This is a genomic window from Tessaracoccus sp. ZS01 (assembly GCF_022342445.1).
GTDB lineage: Bacteria > Actinomycetota > Actinomycetes > Propionibacteriales > Propionibacteriaceae > Arachnia.
Genome location: NZ_PQFE01000008.1, coordinates 24,067 through 41,998, shown reverse-complemented (window position 1 = coordinate 41,998; position 17,932 = coordinate 24,067). Strand labels below are relative to the sequence as shown.

The 17,932-nt window shown below is 69.1% G+C and carries 13 protein-coding genes; 4 read left to right on the top strand and 9 right to left on the bottom strand.

The window, feature by feature from the left end; all coding sequences use genetic code 11:
- Positions 1-9: 9 nt before the first annotated feature.
- The 9 genes from C3E87_RS09145 to C3E87_RS09105 all read right to left on the bottom strand — a co-directional run bounded on the left by C3E87_RS09145 (position 10) and on the right by C3E87_RS09105 (position 12,604).
- Complete coding sequence (locus C3E87_RS09145) at positions 10-1,608, bottom strand: uroporphyrinogen-III synthase (RefSeq protein WP_143570966.1); 1,599 nt, start codon at positions 1,606-1,608, stop codon at positions 10-12.
- Positions 1,609-1,634: 26 nt separating this feature from the next.
- A complete protein-coding gene (locus C3E87_RS09140; protein ID WP_076061899.1) occupies positions 1,635-1,916 on the bottom strand; it encodes a glutaredoxin family protein in 282 nt (93 codons plus the stop codon).
- Positions 1,916-2,017: a 30S ribosomal protein bS22 gene (locus C3E87_RS09135; protein WP_074436903.1), complete on the bottom strand. Its 102-nt coding sequence runs from the start codon at positions 2,015-2,017 to the stop codon at positions 1,916-1,918. Before C3E87_RS09135 ends, C3E87_RS09140 begins: the two co-directional genes overlap by 1 nt.
- A 127-nt stretch (positions 2,018-2,144) precedes the next feature.
- Positions 2,145-2,933, bottom strand: coding sequence for a pyrroline-5-carboxylate reductase (proC, locus tag C3E87_RS09130; RefSeq protein ID WP_076061897.1), 789 nt, complete (start codon positions 2,931-2,933; stop codon positions 2,145-2,147).
- Positions 2,930-3,949 carry an aspartate-semialdehyde dehydrogenase gene (locus C3E87_RS09125; protein WP_076061895.1) on the bottom strand — a complete coding sequence of 340 codons (1,020 nt, stop codon included), beginning with the start codon at positions 3,947-3,949 and terminating at the stop codon, positions 2,930-2,932. The genes proC and C3E87_RS09125 overlap by 4 nt, the downstream gene beginning before the upstream one ends.
- 258 nt (positions 3,950-4,207) lie before the next feature.
- Positions 4,208-9,826 (bottom strand): glycoside hydrolase domain-containing protein, encoded by a 5,619-nt coding sequence (locus tag C3E87_RS09120; protein WP_076061893.1) that lies wholly within the window; start codon positions 9,824-9,826, stop codon positions 4,208-4,210.
- Between the two features lie 274 nt (positions 9,827-10,100).
- Positions 10,101-10,886 (bottom strand): CPBP family intramembrane glutamic endopeptidase, encoded by a 786-nt coding sequence (locus C3E87_RS09115; RefSeq protein WP_076061891.1) that lies wholly within the window; start codon positions 10,884-10,886, stop codon positions 10,101-10,103.
- A gap of 4 nt (positions 10,887-10,890) precedes the next feature.
- Positions 10,891-11,802 (bottom strand): hypothetical protein, encoded by a 912-nt coding sequence (locus tag C3E87_RS09110; RefSeq protein WP_076061889.1) that lies wholly within the window; start codon positions 11,800-11,802, stop codon positions 10,891-10,893.
- Between the two features lies 1 nt (position 11,803).
- Positions 11,804-12,604: a sugar phosphate isomerase/epimerase gene (locus C3E87_RS09105; protein WP_076061887.1), complete on the bottom strand. Its 801-nt coding sequence runs from the start codon at positions 12,602-12,604 to the stop codon at positions 11,804-11,806.
- Positions 12,605-12,731: 127 nt separating this feature from the next.
- Here C3E87_RS09105 and C3E87_RS09100 point away from each other — a divergent pair, with 127 nt between their 5' ends.
- The 4 genes from C3E87_RS09100 to C3E87_RS14910 all read left to right on the top strand — a co-directional run bounded on the left by C3E87_RS09100 (position 12,732) and on the right by C3E87_RS14910 (position 17,900).
- Positions 12,732-13,370 carry a VOC family protein gene (locus C3E87_RS09100; RefSeq protein ID WP_076061885.1) on the top strand — a complete coding sequence of 213 codons (639 nt, stop codon included), beginning with the start codon at positions 12,732-12,734 and terminating at the stop codon, positions 13,368-13,370.
- A 64-nt stretch (positions 13,371-13,434) separates the two neighbouring features.
- The gene (gene radA / locus C3E87_RS09095; RefSeq protein ID WP_076061883.1) at positions 13,435-14,808 is read left to right on the top strand and encodes a DNA repair protein RadA; all 1,374 of its coding nucleotides are present in this window, start codon (positions 13,435-13,437) and stop codon (positions 14,806-14,808) included.
- Between the two features lie 112 nt (positions 14,809-14,920).
- Positions 14,921-16,837, top strand: coding sequence for a dTDP-4-dehydrorhamnose 3,5-epimerase family protein (locus C3E87_RS09090; protein WP_076061880.1), 1,917 nt, complete (start codon positions 14,921-14,923; stop codon positions 16,835-16,837).
- The gene (locus tag C3E87_RS14910; protein WP_076061878.1) at positions 16,830-17,900 is read left to right on the top strand and encodes a HEAT repeat domain-containing protein; all 1,071 of its coding nucleotides are present in this window, start codon (positions 16,830-16,832) and stop codon (positions 17,898-17,900) included. The genes C3E87_RS09090 and C3E87_RS14910 overlap by 8 nt, the downstream gene beginning before the upstream one ends.
- Positions 17,901-17,932 lie beyond the last annotated feature (32 nt).

Genomic DNA, 17,932 nt, shown 5'->3' with positions numbered 1-17,932 from the left:
GGGGAGAGCCTACGCAGTGGCTTCAACGGGCTTGCGCCGGCGACGCCGCTTCCGTTGCGAGGGCTTCGTGAGCGGCAGGCCGGCGTCGATCTGGTCCTGCCTGCGGCGGTCTGCGAAACGGGCGAGCGACTCGGCCAGCGACTCGAACGTGGGGGCGTCGGCGGTCACGTCGACGCGGAGCCCGTGGATCTCGCAGGCGGCTGCAGTTGCCGGCCCGATGGCGGCCACGACGGTGGCGGCGTGGGGCTTACCCGCGATGCCGATCATGTTGCGGACCGCGGTGGCGGAGGTGAAGACGACGGCGTCGAAGTTGCCGGTCTTGATGTCCTCGCGCACCTCCGGCGCGGGAGGCGCTGCACGGACGGTGCGGTAGGCGGTGACCTCTTCCACTTCCCAGCCGAGCTTGCTCAGCCCGACGAGGAGGGGCTCGACGGAAACGTCGGCGCTGGGCACGAGTACCCGGTCCAGCGGGTCGATGAGGTCGTCGTAGGCCGGGAACTCATGGGCGAGGGCGCCGGTGGTGTTCTCAACCACGGGGACGAGATCCGCCTTGATGCCCAGCCTGGTGAGCGCCTCGACAGTGCCGCGACCGACGGCGGCGAGGTTGATTCCGGAGAGCGCGCGTGAGTCCAGGCCGTACTCGTCGAGCCGCTCGGCGATGGCGCCCACGGCATGGGGCGAGGTGAACACGACCCACAGGTAGCGACCGTCGACGAGGCCGCGAACGGCGCGTTCCATGGCCTGCTCGGTGCGGGGCGGCTCAATGGTCATGGTCGCCACGATCTCCGTGGAGGCGCCGTAGTGGGCGAGTTCCTCGACGAGGGGATCGAGCGGGTCCTTGGTGCTGGGGGCGACCACCCGCCAGTCGAACAGGGGCTTGCCCTCGAACCAGGCGTAACGCTGGCGGCGGGATTCCTCGATGCCGGGGCCGACGATGAAGAAGCACTCGTCTGCGTCCGAGCTGTCCACCTCGGCCCAGGTGAGCAGTTCGCTGACCTGGCCGGTGCTGCCCACGCCCGTGAGCGAGAGGCAGGAGCCGTCGGCGCCGTAGCGCTGGATGGCCTGCTCGGCCAGCCGGCCGGCGGATTCGCCGGTGGCGCGCACGATCAGCGTCTCGGCGGCGGGCCATCTGTTGATGTCCGGCACCTCGAGCGTGGCGTCGAGAGCAGCGAACGACGACGTCGCCGCAACGGCACCGAACGACAGGGCGGCGCTCCACCGGTTGATGCCCGGCACGACGTTGACGCGCAGGCCTGCGGCCTGGAGAACTTCCGGCAACACCCCACCTGCGTCGGCATCGGTGAAGAAGTCTCCTCCGTGGAGACGGACGACCTTTCGCCCCTTGGCGACCGCACTGAGAATGGCCGTGACCTCGTCGTCGCCACCCGCGAACCGGAGTTCTGCGTGAGCAGGGACGAGATGACTGACCGGTTCCTCGTCGTCGTCCTCGTCGATGATGACCAGATCCGCCATCCGGAGGGCGCGGGACCCGCTCATCGTCAACAGGCCCAGGTCTCCGGGGCCAGAGCCGACGAAGGTCACAGAACCTCCAGTTGGTTCAAACTCCGGCGGGGAGGCCGGGGAGGTTGGTTCCAAGGAGCTGGTCACGTCGAGGATTTTCCGTTCTTAGGCCTTCAGGGGGTCCAGTCTGCGGAGGTGAGCTGAGGCGCGCTGGTAACCAGCGCTGCACGCAACGCCTTCTCGTCGACGAACCAGTAGCCGTGCAGCTCCTGATCCACGAAGGTCACCGGGACGTGGTCTGTAAACCGCGCCCGAAGATGTTCGTGGGTGTCGACATCAATGACGCGCCAGCCCACTCCCATATCCTCACAGGTTCTGCGGATGACAGCTTCGGCTTCCACACAGAGGTGGCAACCGTCGCGGGTCAACAGCAGTACCCGGGAGGGTGGAGTCACTACTTACCGGCGCGGCGACGCTGAATACGAGTGCGCTTCAGCAGCTTGCGGTGCTTCTTCTTCGACATGCGCTTACGGCGCTTCTTGATGACAGAACCCACTGTGTGCCTTTCTAGCCGGGGTTGTACTACGGACGTATCGACTGTCCTGCGGACGGTCAGACTCTCAATCTTAACCTGCACCGGGCAGGTTCAACCAATCCCGCTCCCGCGCGGGCACGGTCAGTGACTAGCTCTTGCCCATCTCGATGCCGCGGGTGCGGCACGCCTCGATGGCGTCGAGGAACGCGGCGCGCACGCCGTGGTCGTCGAGCGAGCGCAGGGCGGCTGCTGTGGTGCCTGCCGGCGACGTGACCATCTCACGCAGTTGGGTGGCCGACTTGCCGGTTTCAGCCAGCATTGCGGCCGATCCGACGAACGTCTGCGTCACCAGCTCGGTGGCCTCCGCGCGGGTGAGCCCCTGGTGCACCCCGCCTTCGATCATGGCCTCGGCGACATAGAAGAGGTAGGCGGGACCGGAGCCCGACAATGCGGTCAGCGCGTCCAACTGCTTCTCGTCGATCACGACGGCGCGGCCCACGGCGTCGAGGAGCCCACGGACCCGCTCGACGTGCTCCACGGTGGCCTGGTTGCCGCGGACGACACCGGCCATCCCCTTGCCCACCAGCGCGGGTGTGTTCGGCATGACGCGGATGACTGCGCGCCCCGGCACGGCGCTCTCCAGCGCTGCGAGGGTCACGCCGGCGGCGATGGAGACCACCAGGCTCTCCCCTGCCAGGTCGTCCTTCAGCACCTTCAGGATGCCGTCGATCTGGTGGGGTTTGACCGCCAGGACGACGGTGTCGGCCTGCGCAGCCTTCGCGAGCGACACCCCGGTGACGCCGTGGCGCTCCTCGAGCTCCTGCACGCGCGGCTCGTAGGCGTCGACGATCACGATGTCGGAGCTGGGGATGCCAGAAGCCAGCCAGCCGGCGATGAGGGCCTCCCCCATGGCCCCGGCGCCGATGACCGCGATCATTTGACGAGCAGTTCTGCGATCTGGATGGTGTTCAGCGCGGCACCCTTGCGCAGGTTGTCGTTGCTGATGAACAGCACGAGGCCCTTGTCGCCCTCGATGCTGCGGTCCTGACGGATGCGGCCCACCAGCGAGGTGTCGCCGCCCGCGGCGGCCAGCGGCGTGGGCACGTCGGAGAGTTCGACACCGGCGGCTTCCGCCAGCACGGCGCGCGCCTCGTCCGGGGTGATGTCGCGGTCGAAACGGGCGTGGACGCTGAGCGAGTGACCGGTGAAGACGGGCACCCGCACGCAGGTGCCGGCGACGAGCAGGTCAGGGAGATGGAGGATCTTGCGCGACTCGTTGCGCAGCTTCTTCTCCTCGTCCGTCTCGCCCTCACCGTCGTCGACGAGGTTGCCCGCCAACGCCACCACGTTGAACGCGATGGGGGCGACGTACGGGCCGGTGCTGGTGGGCTGGAACTGCGAGCCGTCGTGCGCGAGCACGGTGGGGTCCTCGATCTGGCCGAGTTGGCCTGCGAGCGCCTCCACCCCGGCGACGCCGGAGCCGGAGACGGCCTGGAACGTGGTCACCTGCAGCGCGGCGAGGCCCGCCGCGTCGTGGAGGGCCTTGAGCACCGGCATGGCCGCCATGGTGGTGCAGTTGGGGTTGGCGATGATGCCGAGTTCGGCCTTGTCGACGTCCTCCGGGTTCACCTCGGAGACGATCAACGGCACGCGCTCGTCGAGGCGCCAGGCGCTCGAGTTGTCGACGACGGTGGCGCCCGCTGCAGCGACCTTCTCGGCGTACGCCTTAGAGGTGGAGCCTCCCGCGGAGAACAGGGCAACATCCAGACCGGCGAAATCTGCCTTCGCCATGTCCTCGACGATGATCTCCTCGCCCTTCCAGGGCAGCGTCCGGCCGGCGGACCGCTCGGAGGCGAAGTAACGGATCTCATCGACGGGATAGTTGCGCTCCTCGAGCAGGGTACGAAGAACTCCGCCGACCTGCCCAGTGGCACCGAAAATTCCAACACGCATGGGCGCATTGTAACCGCCGACGCCGACGTCGCCCTGGTCGTCGAGCCGCTGTGGACGCCAGGGCGGACTTCAGGTCACACAAGTGCTGGGTTTGAACCCGTCCTTGGAATCAAAGCCAGCATTGAACACGGCCGCCCGGTTTCAGTGCCGGGTTTGGAGCCGAGGACGGCAACAAACCCGGCAGTGGAGCGGAGGGGATGGCGCGAAGAACCCCGGCCTTCCAAGCTGGCTGCCTGGAAGGCCGGGGTTCCGTTTCAGCTACTCGGGTCCTCCGAACATCACGATGTTGTTGAACACCCACTCGTTGCTCTGCGAGAAGGTATACCCACCCGCAGGCTTCGCAGTGGCCGCGTACACCGTCGTCATCGTGTAGGAGCGGCACGCGCCCCGACCGGTGGCGGCAGTGTCGCATTCCGTCTTCCACTGCCGACCGGCCGACGTGAACTCGCCGGCTTGGCCGAGCGGGTTGCCCTTCCACGCCTGACGAGTCATGTACGGCAGGTACGTCAGGTTGTTGAACGCCCACCCCGACTCGCGGACGAACGTGCCGTCCTCGACCTTGACCACCGTGGCCCAGATTTCCGTGCGGCACCGCTCCGTCTGCGAATACGACTCGCACTGCGTGAACCACTGACGACCGTTGACGTCATGCCTGCCCGGCAGCGTGTACGGCGCTGTGCGCACGAGCCCGCCCCCCGGCTTGGTCGGCGTGGTCGTCGGCCTGGCAGTCGGCGACTTCGACGGGCTCGGCGACACCGAAGGCGACGGACTCGGCGACACCGTGGGGGCCGCCTTCTTCGCCACCACGAGGGTGAACGTCGAGTCCGTCGCGTTGCCCTTGGCATCGGTGACCGTCACCGTGACGCTGAACGTGCCGTCCGCCGTCGGGGTGCCCGTGATCACGCCGGTGGTGGCGTTGATCGTCACGCCGGCCGGCAGGCCGGTGGCGGCGTAGGTCAGCGGCGTCGACGCGTCGGTCGCCGTGACCGCGATGCTCAGCGCCTTGCCCACCTGGGCATCGGCCGGGGCCACGATGGCGTCCACCACGGGTCCGTCCGTATCGGGCACGACGGGCGGGGCGCACCCGACCCAGACGTTGGCCCAGTCGAAGTGGTCCTGACCGTTGTGACCGTTGGGGTTCAGCACGAGCTGGATGCGGTTCACGCCGGTGACGTCGACGGTGGCGCGCTTGGTGCCCGAGGCTCCGGTCACCACACCCGAGGTCCACAGCTGAGTTCCGCTTCCGTCTTCGACGGTAGCGGTCACGTTGGCCGCGGAATTGGTACGCATGCGGTCGTCGATGCCGTAGTCGAACTCCAGCAGCGTGCAGTCGGCGGACAGGTCGATCACGACGCGGGAGGCGGCGTGGGCGCCGATGCCCTTGGCATAGGTGCGGCCCGACAACGTGATGGCACCGCCGTCGCCGCCAGCGTCCTCACCGTTGGCGGAGTCCCGCTCCACCGGTCCCCACCCGTTCGTGGACGAGACCCATTCCATGTCGGAGAGATAGGTCCCCCCGGCGATCAGGTCGAAGGCCCGGGAGGCCAGCAGGACGTCGCCGTAGGTGAGCTTCGCGGTGAACTCGTCCCATCCGGTGCGGTCACCGGCGTTGAGGGGCAGTTGCACCGTGACGGTGCCACCGGCCGGGACCGAGACCGTGACGGGGCTCCCGAGGAAGACCTCGTTGCCCTCGGCGCCCAGCGTCACGTCGTGCGGCGCGTCGGTGCGGTTGCGCACCTCGACGCTCAGCGTCGCGGCGTCACCGACCTGCTGGACCGACAGCTTGTCGGCGGTGATGAGCGAGCTCGCCACCACCTCGGCGTTGGCCAGCGCGTCGATGACCGCGTCGCGCTTGGCGACCAGCCCCGAGCGGGCGGCCTGCGTGTCCGCCGAGTTGATCGGCTGCGCGAGGGCGGCCGCCACTGCGGCGTGCTGCGAACCGAGTTCTGCTTTGGCGAGGTCGAGCAGTTCGGCGTCCTCCTGGCCGTCCTTGAACAGTTCCCAACGGATGGAGGTCACCGGGCCGTCGGCCCCGGGGTAGACGAGGTACTCGTCGCCCTGCGCGTAGCGGAACGTGGGGTTCTCGTAGACGGATGCCGGCCACGAGTTGTAGGTCCAGCGGAGGTAACCGTCGAGGTCACGCTGCTCGACCACCCAGGGCAGTACGCGCACGTTGACCGGCCGGGTGGCCGTGATGGTGTTCGGGTTGGCGGGTTCGGCCCAGGTGTAGAAGAGGGTGGGTTCGCCGGCGGCCCGGCGGGAGTCGATCAGCTGCTGCGACACCGAACCGAGGAAGGACAGGTTGAACGAGATGTAGTCGGCGATGTCGGCCTCGGCCAGGGAGTTGGCCGCGAGCGCGATCTTGTCGCTCCACTCGGGGTTGACCGACTCGAGCACGGCGAACATGGCGTTCATGCGCGTGAGGGTCTGCTCGTCGAACGCCAGGGAGGTGTCCTCCCACCAGCCCTTGGCCTTCAGGTGCGTCTCGAAGGCAGAGAGGAAGTCGCCCCACGCCTCGTTGTAGCGCGTGCTGCCCACCGTGACCGGTTCGTCGACCCACTCGTTGGTGGTGGTGTCGAGGTAGAAGAGCCTGTCGCGGCTCTGGAACTGCAGCATGGTGAACGCGTGGATCCGGTGGGCGATGCCGGCGGCCTTCGCGTCGGTGACCAGGCGGTCGAAGACGCCGAAGTCGAAGGTGAAGTCGGTGCCGTCGTGGCGCCACTCGACGGTGGAGCGGTAGTTCGACGCGGTCTGCGGGCGGATGGTGCCCTGGTGGTCGACGAGCCAGGGGTCCTCGGTGATGACGAGGTTCAGCACGTCCTGACCGGCCTCAGCCATGTCCTCCCAGTACGGGACGAGGGCCTGGAAATGCTCCTCGCTCCAGTGCTCGAGGCCCAGGTGGTCTGCGACGGTGTCGGGGTGCTGCCACAGGTCGAGGACGAACGGGCGTTCGGCCACGTCACGGAACTGGAGGTCAGGGACCACCACTTCCAGCGGGTAGCTGCCGATCTCGCCGGCGTCGGAGCTGACCGTCACCGAGGTGGTGTAGGTGGTCCCTGCCACGGTGCCCGCGGGCACCCGGACCGTGAGCCAGATGGGCTGGTTCATGCTCGAGGGCAGGTCGACGGATTCCTTGACCTCCAGCGGGTCGGCGATGACGGTGCCCGGCTGGTCGGTGTTGGGGATGTAGCGGGCGTAGCGCACTTCCACCGAGCCGGCCGGGAGGGTGCCCCCTGCGACGGTGGCCTTGACACCGGTCAGGTCCACGCCGGCGGTGACGGCGAGCTGGGCGCTGCCGCGGCTGTTGGCGGGAACCTGCAGCTTCAGCGGCCCCGACGCGGGATCACCCACGGCACCGACGCGCGGCACGCGGGTCAGCGACGAGGTGGCGAAGGAGCCGGTGGGTACCCAGACCTGCGCGTCGAGGCCGGTGCGCATCTCGCGGAGGTCCACCGGGAACAGGTCCGCGGTTGCGTTGACCGTCTGACCTGCGCCCGTGGCGGCTGCGGTGTAGGTCGTGGACCACACCCCCGCCAGAAGATCGGCTTCGGTGACGATGCGGCTGGGGCTGTTGTTCTTGCAGGCGTAGCTGGAGCCGGGCGCCAGCGACGAGAAGTTGCAGACCGTCGCCCCGGTCGGCGCGCTGAAGGCGATGCCCGTCAGCGGGACGTTGCCGGTGTTGTACACCTCGACCCACGGCTGGATCCGGTCGCCGAGCAGGCCGTCGGGCGCGTTGGAGTAGATCGCGTCCAGCACGGGACGGATCTCGAAGCGCGGCTGCGCGGTGAAGCCGGCGCCCTGCGTGACCGCGATGCCGACCGTGACCGCGCTGGTGCCGACAGGGTTGGTGTAGGTCAGCTTGACGGGATGGTTGCGGGCGTCGGCTGTGGCCGGTGCGGTGAGCTGGAGCGTGACCTGGGCCGAGGCCCCGGCGTCGAGCGCCGGCACGGCCACGGGTGCGGCGGCCCAGCCCGCGGTGGCGGGGCTGACGGTGCCGGCCGCCAGGGGGGCGCCGCTCTGATTGGTGACGGTGACGGTGACCGGCGAGGTGGCTCCACCGGTCATGGCCGGCGCGGTGGCAGCGAGCTTGGCGCAGACGCCACCGAGCCAGTCGAGGTCGAACTTCGTGAACGAGAGGTGGCGGTACCCGTCACGCTCGTAGAAGAGGCCAAAGCCGCCCGCGCCCAGCTCGCCGGTTTCGTCGGGCAGGGGGGTGAGGGTGGAGTAGGCCGAGGCGCCGGACTGGACCACCTTGGAGACGGGCCAGGTGGCACCGGAGTCGCACGACATCCGCACCGTGAGGTTGCGGCGCACGTTGCTGTTGGAGGTGTTGGAGAACAGCAGGATCTGGGCCTTGGGGTCCGTCGGGGCGGCGTCCGGGAAGGCGCGGATGATCGAGCCGTTGTTGGCCGGGTCGGGCAGCTGCGAGTCGTTGACCCAGGGGCCGTAGGTCTCACCCTGGTCCGTGGAAATGGCGTAGGCGCGCTGCGGGGCGCGGCGCGTGTTGACCATCACGTCGCCGTTGGCGAGCTCGACCGACTTGTTCTCGTCGGCACCGGCGCCGGGGACCGGCCCGGACGCCTGCCAGGTGGCGCCGTGGTCGTCGGAGTAGACGGACACTGCGCTGAAGCCGGTGCCCTGGATGTTGACCGTGTACTGCTGGATGAGGCGGCCCTTGTGCTCGCCCTGACGCAGCTGGATGCCTTCGCCGGAGGCGGCGAACATGCCTGCCCAGTTGGTCTTGCCGGCCTTGATCTGGTCCGTGATGCGGTGGTGGGTCCAGGTGAGGCCATTGTCGGCGGAGACGGAGTAGTCGGCGTGCAGCACGTTCGGGTCGTCGTGGCTCGCCCCTGTACCGGAGCCTGCGAAGCCCTGGTTGATGGACGCGGCGTAGAACAGGAAGACCTGGTTCGTCTCGCGGTCGACGATGACGGACGGGTCTCCGAAGCCCTTGGGGGCCGCGTCCTGACGGACGACCGTCTGCGGGCCCCACGTCTCGCCGCCGTCGGTGGAGCGGCGCATCAGCATGGTGATGTTGCTGGGAAGGTCGGCCATTGAGGGGCGGCCGTCGTAGAAGGCGAGGATGTCGCCGTTGGGGGCCACCGACAGCGCGGGGATGCGGTAGCGGAGCCAGCCGTTCTCGCCGCGGTTGGCCAGGTCGTGCAGCTCGAGGCCTGCGGCCAGGCCGTCAGCGGGCGCCCAGGTTCCGGCCGGCGTGTCGTTGACGGTGAGCGTGAAGGTGCCAGTGTCGGAGCCGACGGAGTTCGTGGCCGTGACGGTCACGACGGCGGCCACGGCCGCGGCCGGGTTGCCTGAGATGACGCCCGTGGTGGCGTTGATCGAGACGCCCGCGGGGAGGCCGGTGGCGCTGTAGGCGATGGGGGCGGTGCCGGTGGCGCTGGGCGTGACCCAGACCGGCGAGCCGACGTTGACGGACACGTCGGCGATGGCCGCGAGATCCGGCGCCTCGGGGGCGGCGGGCCTGGCGACGGGGAGGGTGCCGTTCAGCGTGGTGACGATCGGGTCTCCGGTGCGCACACCTCCGACGAGGGGATACTGCGTCCAGGTGAGGTCGAAGGCCCCTTGTCCTGCCGCGGCGTCGGCTTCGGTCACCGTGTAGGTGATGGCAGGCGTTCCCGTCAGTGCGCAGGTGTACTTGCCGTCCGTACCCGCGGGGAAGTTGGAATTGGGCCAGCTGCAGCTGGTGGCGTTGGCCAGCGTGGTGGAACTGGCGACGATGTCCCGCGCCGGTGCCGCAGCGTTCGACTCCATGCGGAACTCAAGGGTGACGACGTCGCCCACGGCATATTCTGCCTTGTCGGGCGCGACCGATTGGATCTTCACCCGGCCGATGTTGACGTCGACCCACTGCCCCACCGCCGGGGTCGTTGCTGCCGTCGCCGATGTGGGAACGAGGGAGAGGCTCCCCAACGCGAGGGCTACGCTCAGCAACCCTGTCAATATCGTTCGGAGGGAGCACTGAGCGCTCGTGGGGGCTGCATTCATCGTCGGCCTTTCGCAGGTGGGCGTCAGCGCCCACTCGTCGTCTCGCAGACCGCAACCGTACGAATTTTGGATGAACAATTCCTAGGGCGGCGCCCAAACGCTCATCCGAGTTGTCCGACGTCCGCTCTCCGCGAACAGAGGCTGATCAGAGCCCGACCCACCCCATCACCACGGGCAGCAGCGGTGCACCGAGGAAGGCGACGATGTCCAGCAGCGTGTGGACGACCACCAGCGGCATGACCCGCTTGATCTTCAGGTAGAGCCAGCCGAAGACCAGGCCCATCACCAGGTTGCCGATGAAGCCGCCAAAGCCCTGGTAGAGGTGGTAGCCGCCCCTGATCACGGCGCTCACCACGAGGATGACCCACATCTGGCCACCCCGCTGGGCCCATCTGGTGAACAGGTAGCCCACCATCACGACCTCTTCGAGCACGCCGTTCATCACCGCCCTGGCCAGCAGCATGGGCACCGTCCACCAGTTGTCCGCGAGGTTGGCCGGTTGGACCTGGGTGTTGATGCCGATCTGGAGGGCGAAGATGAAGAAGGCCAGGCCGGCGACGCCGATGACGGCGAACACGCCGAACCCCCACACCAGGTCGAAACCGGGTCTGCGGAGGTCGAAACCCATCACGCGCCAGGGACCCTCGGCCGGGCGGTGGTGCACGGCCAGCAGGAACAGGACGAGCACCACGGGCATCAGCGGGAAGATGAGGCCGGCCAGCTGGTACGCGAGGTCGAGCCACGGCCGGTCCGGTGTGGTGGACGTGTTCATCCGCGTCACCTGCTGCGCCAGCGGCTCCGGGCGGGTGAGCTTGTTGATGATCGACAGCAGGGCGTAGACCGCCGACTGGCCGAGGGAGATGAGCAGCACCACAACGATCTCGGTGCGCAGGCGCTGGAGCCCCGGGCGGGGAACGGACGTGACTGTCATGGCCTCAACTCTTGTCGGCCACCGCGCGCAGGTAGCTGAACGCTGTGCGGGGGCGGGCGGCGACGCGGGTGGTCAGGTACTCGAACCAGCCCCGCCCGAAGGGGACATAGGTGCGCGACCTGAAGCCGATGTCCGCCAGGCGGCGTTGCTCCAGCGGCCGCACGCCGTAGAACATCTGGAATTCGAACCCGTCGCGAGGGATGGCGTTGCGCCGCGCCAGGTCCTGGGCGATGGCGATCAGCGTGGGGTCGTGCGAGGCCAGCATGGCGTAGGCACCGGATTCCATGGCGACGCGGAGGCAGCGCACCAGTGCCAACTGCTTGTCGCGCTCCCTGCGGTAACCCATCGACGGTGGCACGGGGTAGGAACCGACGCACAGCCGCACGCGGGCACCGGCACCGGCACCGGCAGCTTTGGCCACATCACGCTCGGCGCGTCGGATGTCGGCCGGCAACGTGATGCCGAGGAGGGGGTGGTCCAACCTGGCCCGCTGCCAGAGGTCCAGCGTGGGCTGGTACTCGTCGGCCCCCTGCATCTCGAGCGTGATCAGGGCCCCTGCGTCATCTGCCGCCTGGCACAACCCGTCCAGCACTGCTGCTGCCGCCACCCTGTCGGCACGCAGGCCGAGCGACGACGGTTTGACCGACAGTTCGGCGCCCCGGGCAAGGTCGCCCAGGTGCTCGAGCGTCTCCAGGATGCGGCCCGGCGACTCCGACTCGTCGTCGCTGGTGGGCAGGTAGGCCAACGAGATCTCGAGGCCCTGCTTCTGCAGCTTGCGGGCCACCGCGATGGCGTCGGATTCGGCAGGCACCACGTACGCGCTGGCGAATTCCTCTGCCACGCCGCTGCTCAGGGCTGCAGCCTGCACCCAGCGCGAACGGATGACGGAGCGCACTGCGCTGTTGAGCCGAGACATGTCAGCGGGCCCCGGCCTGTGCCTTGGCGAGCGTGTCGCGCACGGTCTGGAGGGCCCCGCCCAGCAGGTCTTCGCGTTCGTGCCGTGAGCGGGCCCGGCGCGTCGACACCTCGAGCACGATGTGCCCCGTGTACCCGGTACGCGCGATCTCGGCCAGGACGCCCCAGGCGTTCTGGTCCCCCTCCCCGGGAAGGAGGTGTTCGTCCTTGAAGGACCCGCGGCCGTCCGTGAAGTGCACGTTGGCCAGCCTGTCACCCCAGGCGTGCACGAAGTCCATCGACTGGCGCTGCGAGGTGGAGGCATGGGACAGGTCCAAGGCCAGGTGGTCATAGTCATAGGGCGTGGGATCCCAACCCGGCAGGTAGGTCTGCATCGGACCTGCGGGCGTGCGCCAGGGGAACATGTTCTCCACGCAGAACTTCACGTCCCCCTCGGCGTTGAGCCGCTTGATGCCGTCCACGAAGCCGGCACCGTACTCACGCTGCCAGCGGAAGGGCGGGTGCACCACGACGATGTCGCCACCCAGGTGCTGCACCGCCTCACCGGAGCGCTTGAGTTTGCCCCACGCGTCGGAGCCCCAGGTGCCCTGGGTGATCAGCAGGGTGGGCGCGTGGACCGACAGCACCGGCATGCCGTGGTAGTTCGCCAGTTTCTCGACGGCCCCGATGTCTGTGGACAGGGCGTCGACGCCGACCATCAGTTCGATGCCGTCGTACCCGAGCGCTGCCGCCAGCTCGAACGCGCTCGCGGAGGCTTCCGGGTACACGGAAGTGGTCGACAAGAGAACCTTCGACTGGGTCACATCGCCACCCTACCGCGCACACCGATCCGCTCGAACCCCCGCAGGATTGCGAGGGCGGGTACCGCCCGGATGGCCCCCGGCAAGCCCCGATTAGTCGTTTCGCCCCCACGAGGGGAAGAATGTCGGTATGCACGTCGACCATTTGATCTTCGCAACCGGTCCCGCAGGTCTCAAGGGTGAGGCTGAGCGACTGGCTGACGCACTGGGCACCGAATACAAGGATGGCGGTTTCCACCCCCGCTTCGGTACGCGCAACCACATCATCCCCTTGGCGGACGCCCGCTACATCGAGGTGGTCGAGGTGCTCGACCACCCCGCAGCCGACAAGGCCGCCTTCGGCCAGGCGGTCCGCGCCCGCTCCGAAATGGGCGGCGGCTGGCTCGGCTGGGTGCTGAGCGTCAACGACATCTCCCCCTACGAGAAGCGCCTCGACCGCTCCGCAGTGCCCGGCTCACGCCTGTTCCCAGACGGCCGCCGGCTCGAGTGGGTCCAGATCGGCATTCGCGGGCTCATCGCCGATCCGCAGCTCCCCTACTTCCTCGAGTGGAAGTCGGATGATTCGCTGCGCCCCGCCGCTCTCCACGGCGACTGCGCGTTGAAGGAACTGCAGATCTCGGGCTCGGCGGACCGCCTCTCGGAATGGCTCGGCGTGGACGTGGCGGACCAGATCGACGGCATCAAGCTCGACCTGGTGTCGCCCAACGGCACCCCCGGCCTCAACTCCGTCACGTTCGACACTCCCTCCAGGGGCACCGTCACCATCTAGTTCGTGGGGCCACCGACGACGGCTCGTCCACACTTTGTCTGCGCCGTGACCTAGGCTCAAGCGCGTGGCGAAGAAACAGGACACCTACAACTGCACCGAGTGCGGCTGGACGTCCGTGCGCTGGGTCGGCCGCTGCGGCGAATGCCAGGCCTGGGGCACGGTGGTCGAGCGCGGGGCGCCACGGCTGCGTGCGGTGGCCTCCTCCGTGCCGACGCAGCAGGCGGTGCCCATTTCCCAGGTGCCCACAGATTCGGCCCAGCGCAAGCTGACCACCATCGCCGAACTGGACCGCGTGCTGGGTGACGGCCTCGTTCCCGGCGCGGTGGTGCTGTTGGCGGGCGAGCCCGGCGTCGGGAAGTCCACGCTCCTGCTCGACGTCGCCGCCAAGTGGGCCCGCTCCGGGGAGAAGACGCTGTACATCTCCGGCGAGGAGTCCGCGTCCCAGGTGCGGCTGCGCGCTGAGCGCACAGGCGCCGTCGACGACGAGCTGTACCTCGCCTCAGAGACAGACCTCGGCACGGTGCTGGGCCACATGGAACAGGTGCGCCCCTCCCTGCTGGTGCTGGACTCGGTGCAGACCATCTCGGCCGCGGACGCGGACGGCGCGCCGGGCGGCCCCAGCCAGGTCCGCGAGATCACCGCCGCCATCGCCCGCGTCGCCAAGCGCGAGAACATGGCGGCGATCATCGTCGGGCATGTTACGAAGGACGGCGGCATCGCCGGTCCCCGCACGCTGGAGCACCTGGTGGACGTGGTGCTCACCTTCGAGGGAGACCGCCATTCAGGTTTCCGCATGGTGCGGGCCACGAAGAACCGCTACGGCCCCGCAGATGAGGTGGGCTGCTTCGAGATGAGCGAGAACGGCATCGTCGAGGTGCCGGACCCGTCCGGGCTGTTCACCACCGCCCACAACGAGCCGGTGCCGGGCACCTGCGTCACCGTCACGCTCGAAGGGCGGCGTCCGTTGCTGGCGGAGATCCAGGCGCTCATCGCCCCCTCGCCGCAGTCGTCGCCGCGCCGCACCACGCACGGGCTCGACGGCTCCCGCATCGCCATGGTGCTGGCCGTCCTCGAGCGCAAGGTCAAGCTGCCGCTGTCGGCGTTCGACGTCTACGCCTCGACGGTGGGCGGAGCCCGGGTCACAGACCCTTCGGCAGACCTCGCCGCGGCAGTGGCCATCGCATCAGCCGCCCTGGACAGGCACTACCCCAAACGGCTCCTGGCCCTGGGCGAGGTGGGCCTGGCCGGAGACCTCCGCAGGGTGCCGGGTGCCGAGCGTCGTCTGGCAGAGGCGGGCCGGCTCGGCTTCGAACTGGCCATCATCCCCACCGGCTCGCGCGACGTCACGGCCCGGGTGCCCAAGCTCGGGAACCTGCGCGTGGTCGAGGTCCCCACTCTGGCGGACGCCCTGGGGGTACTGGATCTCCGGCGGCCCTGACCTCGCCCGGCCCCGTTGAGCGGTTTGCCGCGGTGACAGGATGCGCACGCCGCCACCGCTCGGCGCGGCTTAGGATACGAGGGCGCAGACAGCAGACGGAGGGCAGCAACACGTGAAGACCACCACCTCCATCCCGGGGCTGTTGGTGCTGCACCTGAACGTGCAGTACAACGACGACGGGTGGTTCAAGGAGAACTGGCACCGGGCGTCCTTCGGTGCGGCCGGGTTGCCGGATTTCGGGCCGATGCAGCAGAACGTCACGCACACCGTGGACCGCGGCGTCACGCGCGGCTTCCACGCCGAGCCATGGGACAGGCTTATCACGCTCACCAGCGGACGCGCCATGGGCGCCTGGGTGGATCTCCGGCCCGGCGAGTCCTTCGGCCGCACCTTCTACTGTGACCTGGACACCTCGGTGGCCGTGTTCGTGCCGCGCGGGGTGGCCAACGCCCACCAGGTCCTGGAGGACGGCACCACGTTCTCCTACCTGTTGGAACACCACTGGACCCCAGACGCGCGCAAGCAGTCCGCCACCGCGAACCTCTTCGACCCGGCGCTGAACATCCCGTGGCCGATCTCACGGGACCGGGCCCTCGTCGCCCAGCGTGACGCGTCGCTGCCGCTGCTGCGGGACGCCCCGCCGATGCCCCCACGACGCACGCTGGTCGTCGGAACCGACACCTCGTTGGGCAGGGCCCTGGCCCGCCAACTCCCCCAGGCCGTGGGCCTGCCCTCCTCCGCCTTCGATGCTGGAGCGGCCCCCGTCGACCTCTGGGCGTTCGACACCATCATCGGAGCAGCCGGCAGACTGCCCACCGGTCTCCCGGACCAGTTCGAGCGCGAAGAGACGTGGTCGTCCGCCGCCGGCCGGGCACACCGGCTCGCGGAGATCGCCCGCACGCACCGGTTGCGCTACGTGCACCTCTCGGCAGACGGGGCCTTCCAGGGCCCGGGTCCAGAGCACGGCGAAACCGACGCGCTCGATCTCAGCCATCCGCACGGACAGGTGCTCGCGGCTGGCGAACTGATCGCCGCGACAGTCCCCAGGCACCTGATCATCCGGACCGGGTGGGTGATGGACTCGGATGAGGGGTTCCTCCGCGACATGACCGCCCGGGCCCGGCACCACCAGTCGGTCACCGTGCTGGGAGATCATTTCGGCCGGTTGACCTTCACGGACAACCTCGCGGCGGGAATCATCCACCTGGTCCGGACGGGGGCCGCTCCCGGCGTCTACAACCTGACCGGTGACGGCCGGTCGGTGAGCTGGGCGCAGGCGGCGCAGCGGGTGTTCCAGATCGTCGGCGCAGATCCGGCTCTGGTGCACAGTTCGGCTGTTGCCGATGCCCCATCCCCCGCCCTGCTGCGGCTCGACAAGATCAAGGCCACCGGCTTCACACCGGACAACGCGTGGCTGGGCCTCATCGACAAGGTGCCCGGGGCCAAGCCCGCACCGCTGCAGGCCACCGGGGAGGCCGCTACAGCAGCGGCAAGGATGCCGGGCAGGCCCTACACGGTCATGTTCGTCTGCACGGCCAACATCTGCCGCTCGGCCTATGCAGATGTCGTCGCCCGGGCGCGCAGGGTGCCGGGTCTCCGCTTCCTCTCGGCAGGAATCCAGGCCCTCGTCGGGCATGAGATCGACCCGCCCATGGCGGCACGTGTCGTGGACGGCGACTCCTCCACCCACCGCGCCCAGCAACTGACCCGGGCCATGCTCGAAGAGGCAGACCTGGTGATCGCGATGGCCGCAGACCACCGTCGCTACATCCTCGACAGTTGGCCGGCGCTGGGCCGCAAGGTGTTCGTCATCGGGCACATCGCCCGGGAACTCGCCACCCTGCCGGAGTCCGCCACCCTCAGCAGCGTCACGGAGCACCTCTGGAGGCACCGCACCTCGGACACCGCTGATGACGTGCCGGACCCGTACGGCCGTGGCGACGCGGCGGCCAGGACGGCAGCCGACAGCATCGACGCCCACCTCGACATCATCCTCGGGGCTCTGACCGAGCTGGCCGGCCGTGACTGAGTGGCTCCGCATCGGCGAGGTGTCACGCCTCACCGGCCTGACGCACCGCACGTTGCGGCACTACGACGAGCTCGGCCTGCTGGTGCCAAGCGGCCGTTCCTACTCTGATTACCGGCTCTACTCGCCGGAAGACATGGAGCGGCTGCTGGCCGTTCAGCACCTCAAGTCGCTGGGCCTCAGCCTGGACGAGGTGCGGCAGGTGCTGGACGACCCGGGAACGGACGCGGCTGAACTGATCGGCCGGCACATCGTGGCCGTCGAGGCGCGCATCGGCGAGGAGCAGGAACGGCTGGCCCGGCTCCAGCGGCTGCGGGCAGCCGCGCAGACCGGGTGGGACGACGTGCTCGACGTGCTGTCGCTGGGCGAACAACTCCAACACGAGGACCCCAATGTGCGGTTCCGGGCGGCGCTCACCGAGCAGGGGGCGGCCGCCGTCGAAGACCTCGTGGAGAGGCTCCGCTCAGATCCGGAGCCGGGCGTCAGGGAGGCGGCCACCTGGGCGCTGGTGCACCGCGGCGCCGTCGTGATGAACGCCATCGCGTCGCTCAGGGACGGTGACGAGCAGGCCCGCCGGTCACTGGCCCACGTCCTGGGCAAACTCCGCGACCCGGTGGGGATCGCCACGCTGGGAGAACTCGCGCACGACGACTCTGAGGAGGTCGCCGCCAAGGCTGCCTTCGGGCTGGGACAGGTCGGCGGTGAGGCCGCAGCGAAGCTGCTGGTGCCGTTGCTCTCCGATGAGCGCGGCGCGGTGCGTGAGGAGGTGACCCGGAGCCTCGGGCGCATCCCCGAAGCTGGGTGGTTGCTCAGGGACGCAGCCGTGGACGCTTCGGCCGTCGCGCGGTTGCACGCCATCGAGGCCCTCGCAGGTCACGCGGACCCGGCCGACGTGCCGGTGCTCATCGCCGCGCTGCACGACGCGGACCCCGAGGTGCGCCTGGCCGCCCTGCTGGCGCTGGGCGAACGACCCGAACCCGAGGCGGCCGCCGCCATCCGGGAGGAGGCCTCGTCGACAGACGATCGCACCCGGTTGGTGGCGCGGCGGTTGCTCGGGTCGTCCTAGCCCGCCGCCCCACGTCGCGTCGCCGCTGACCG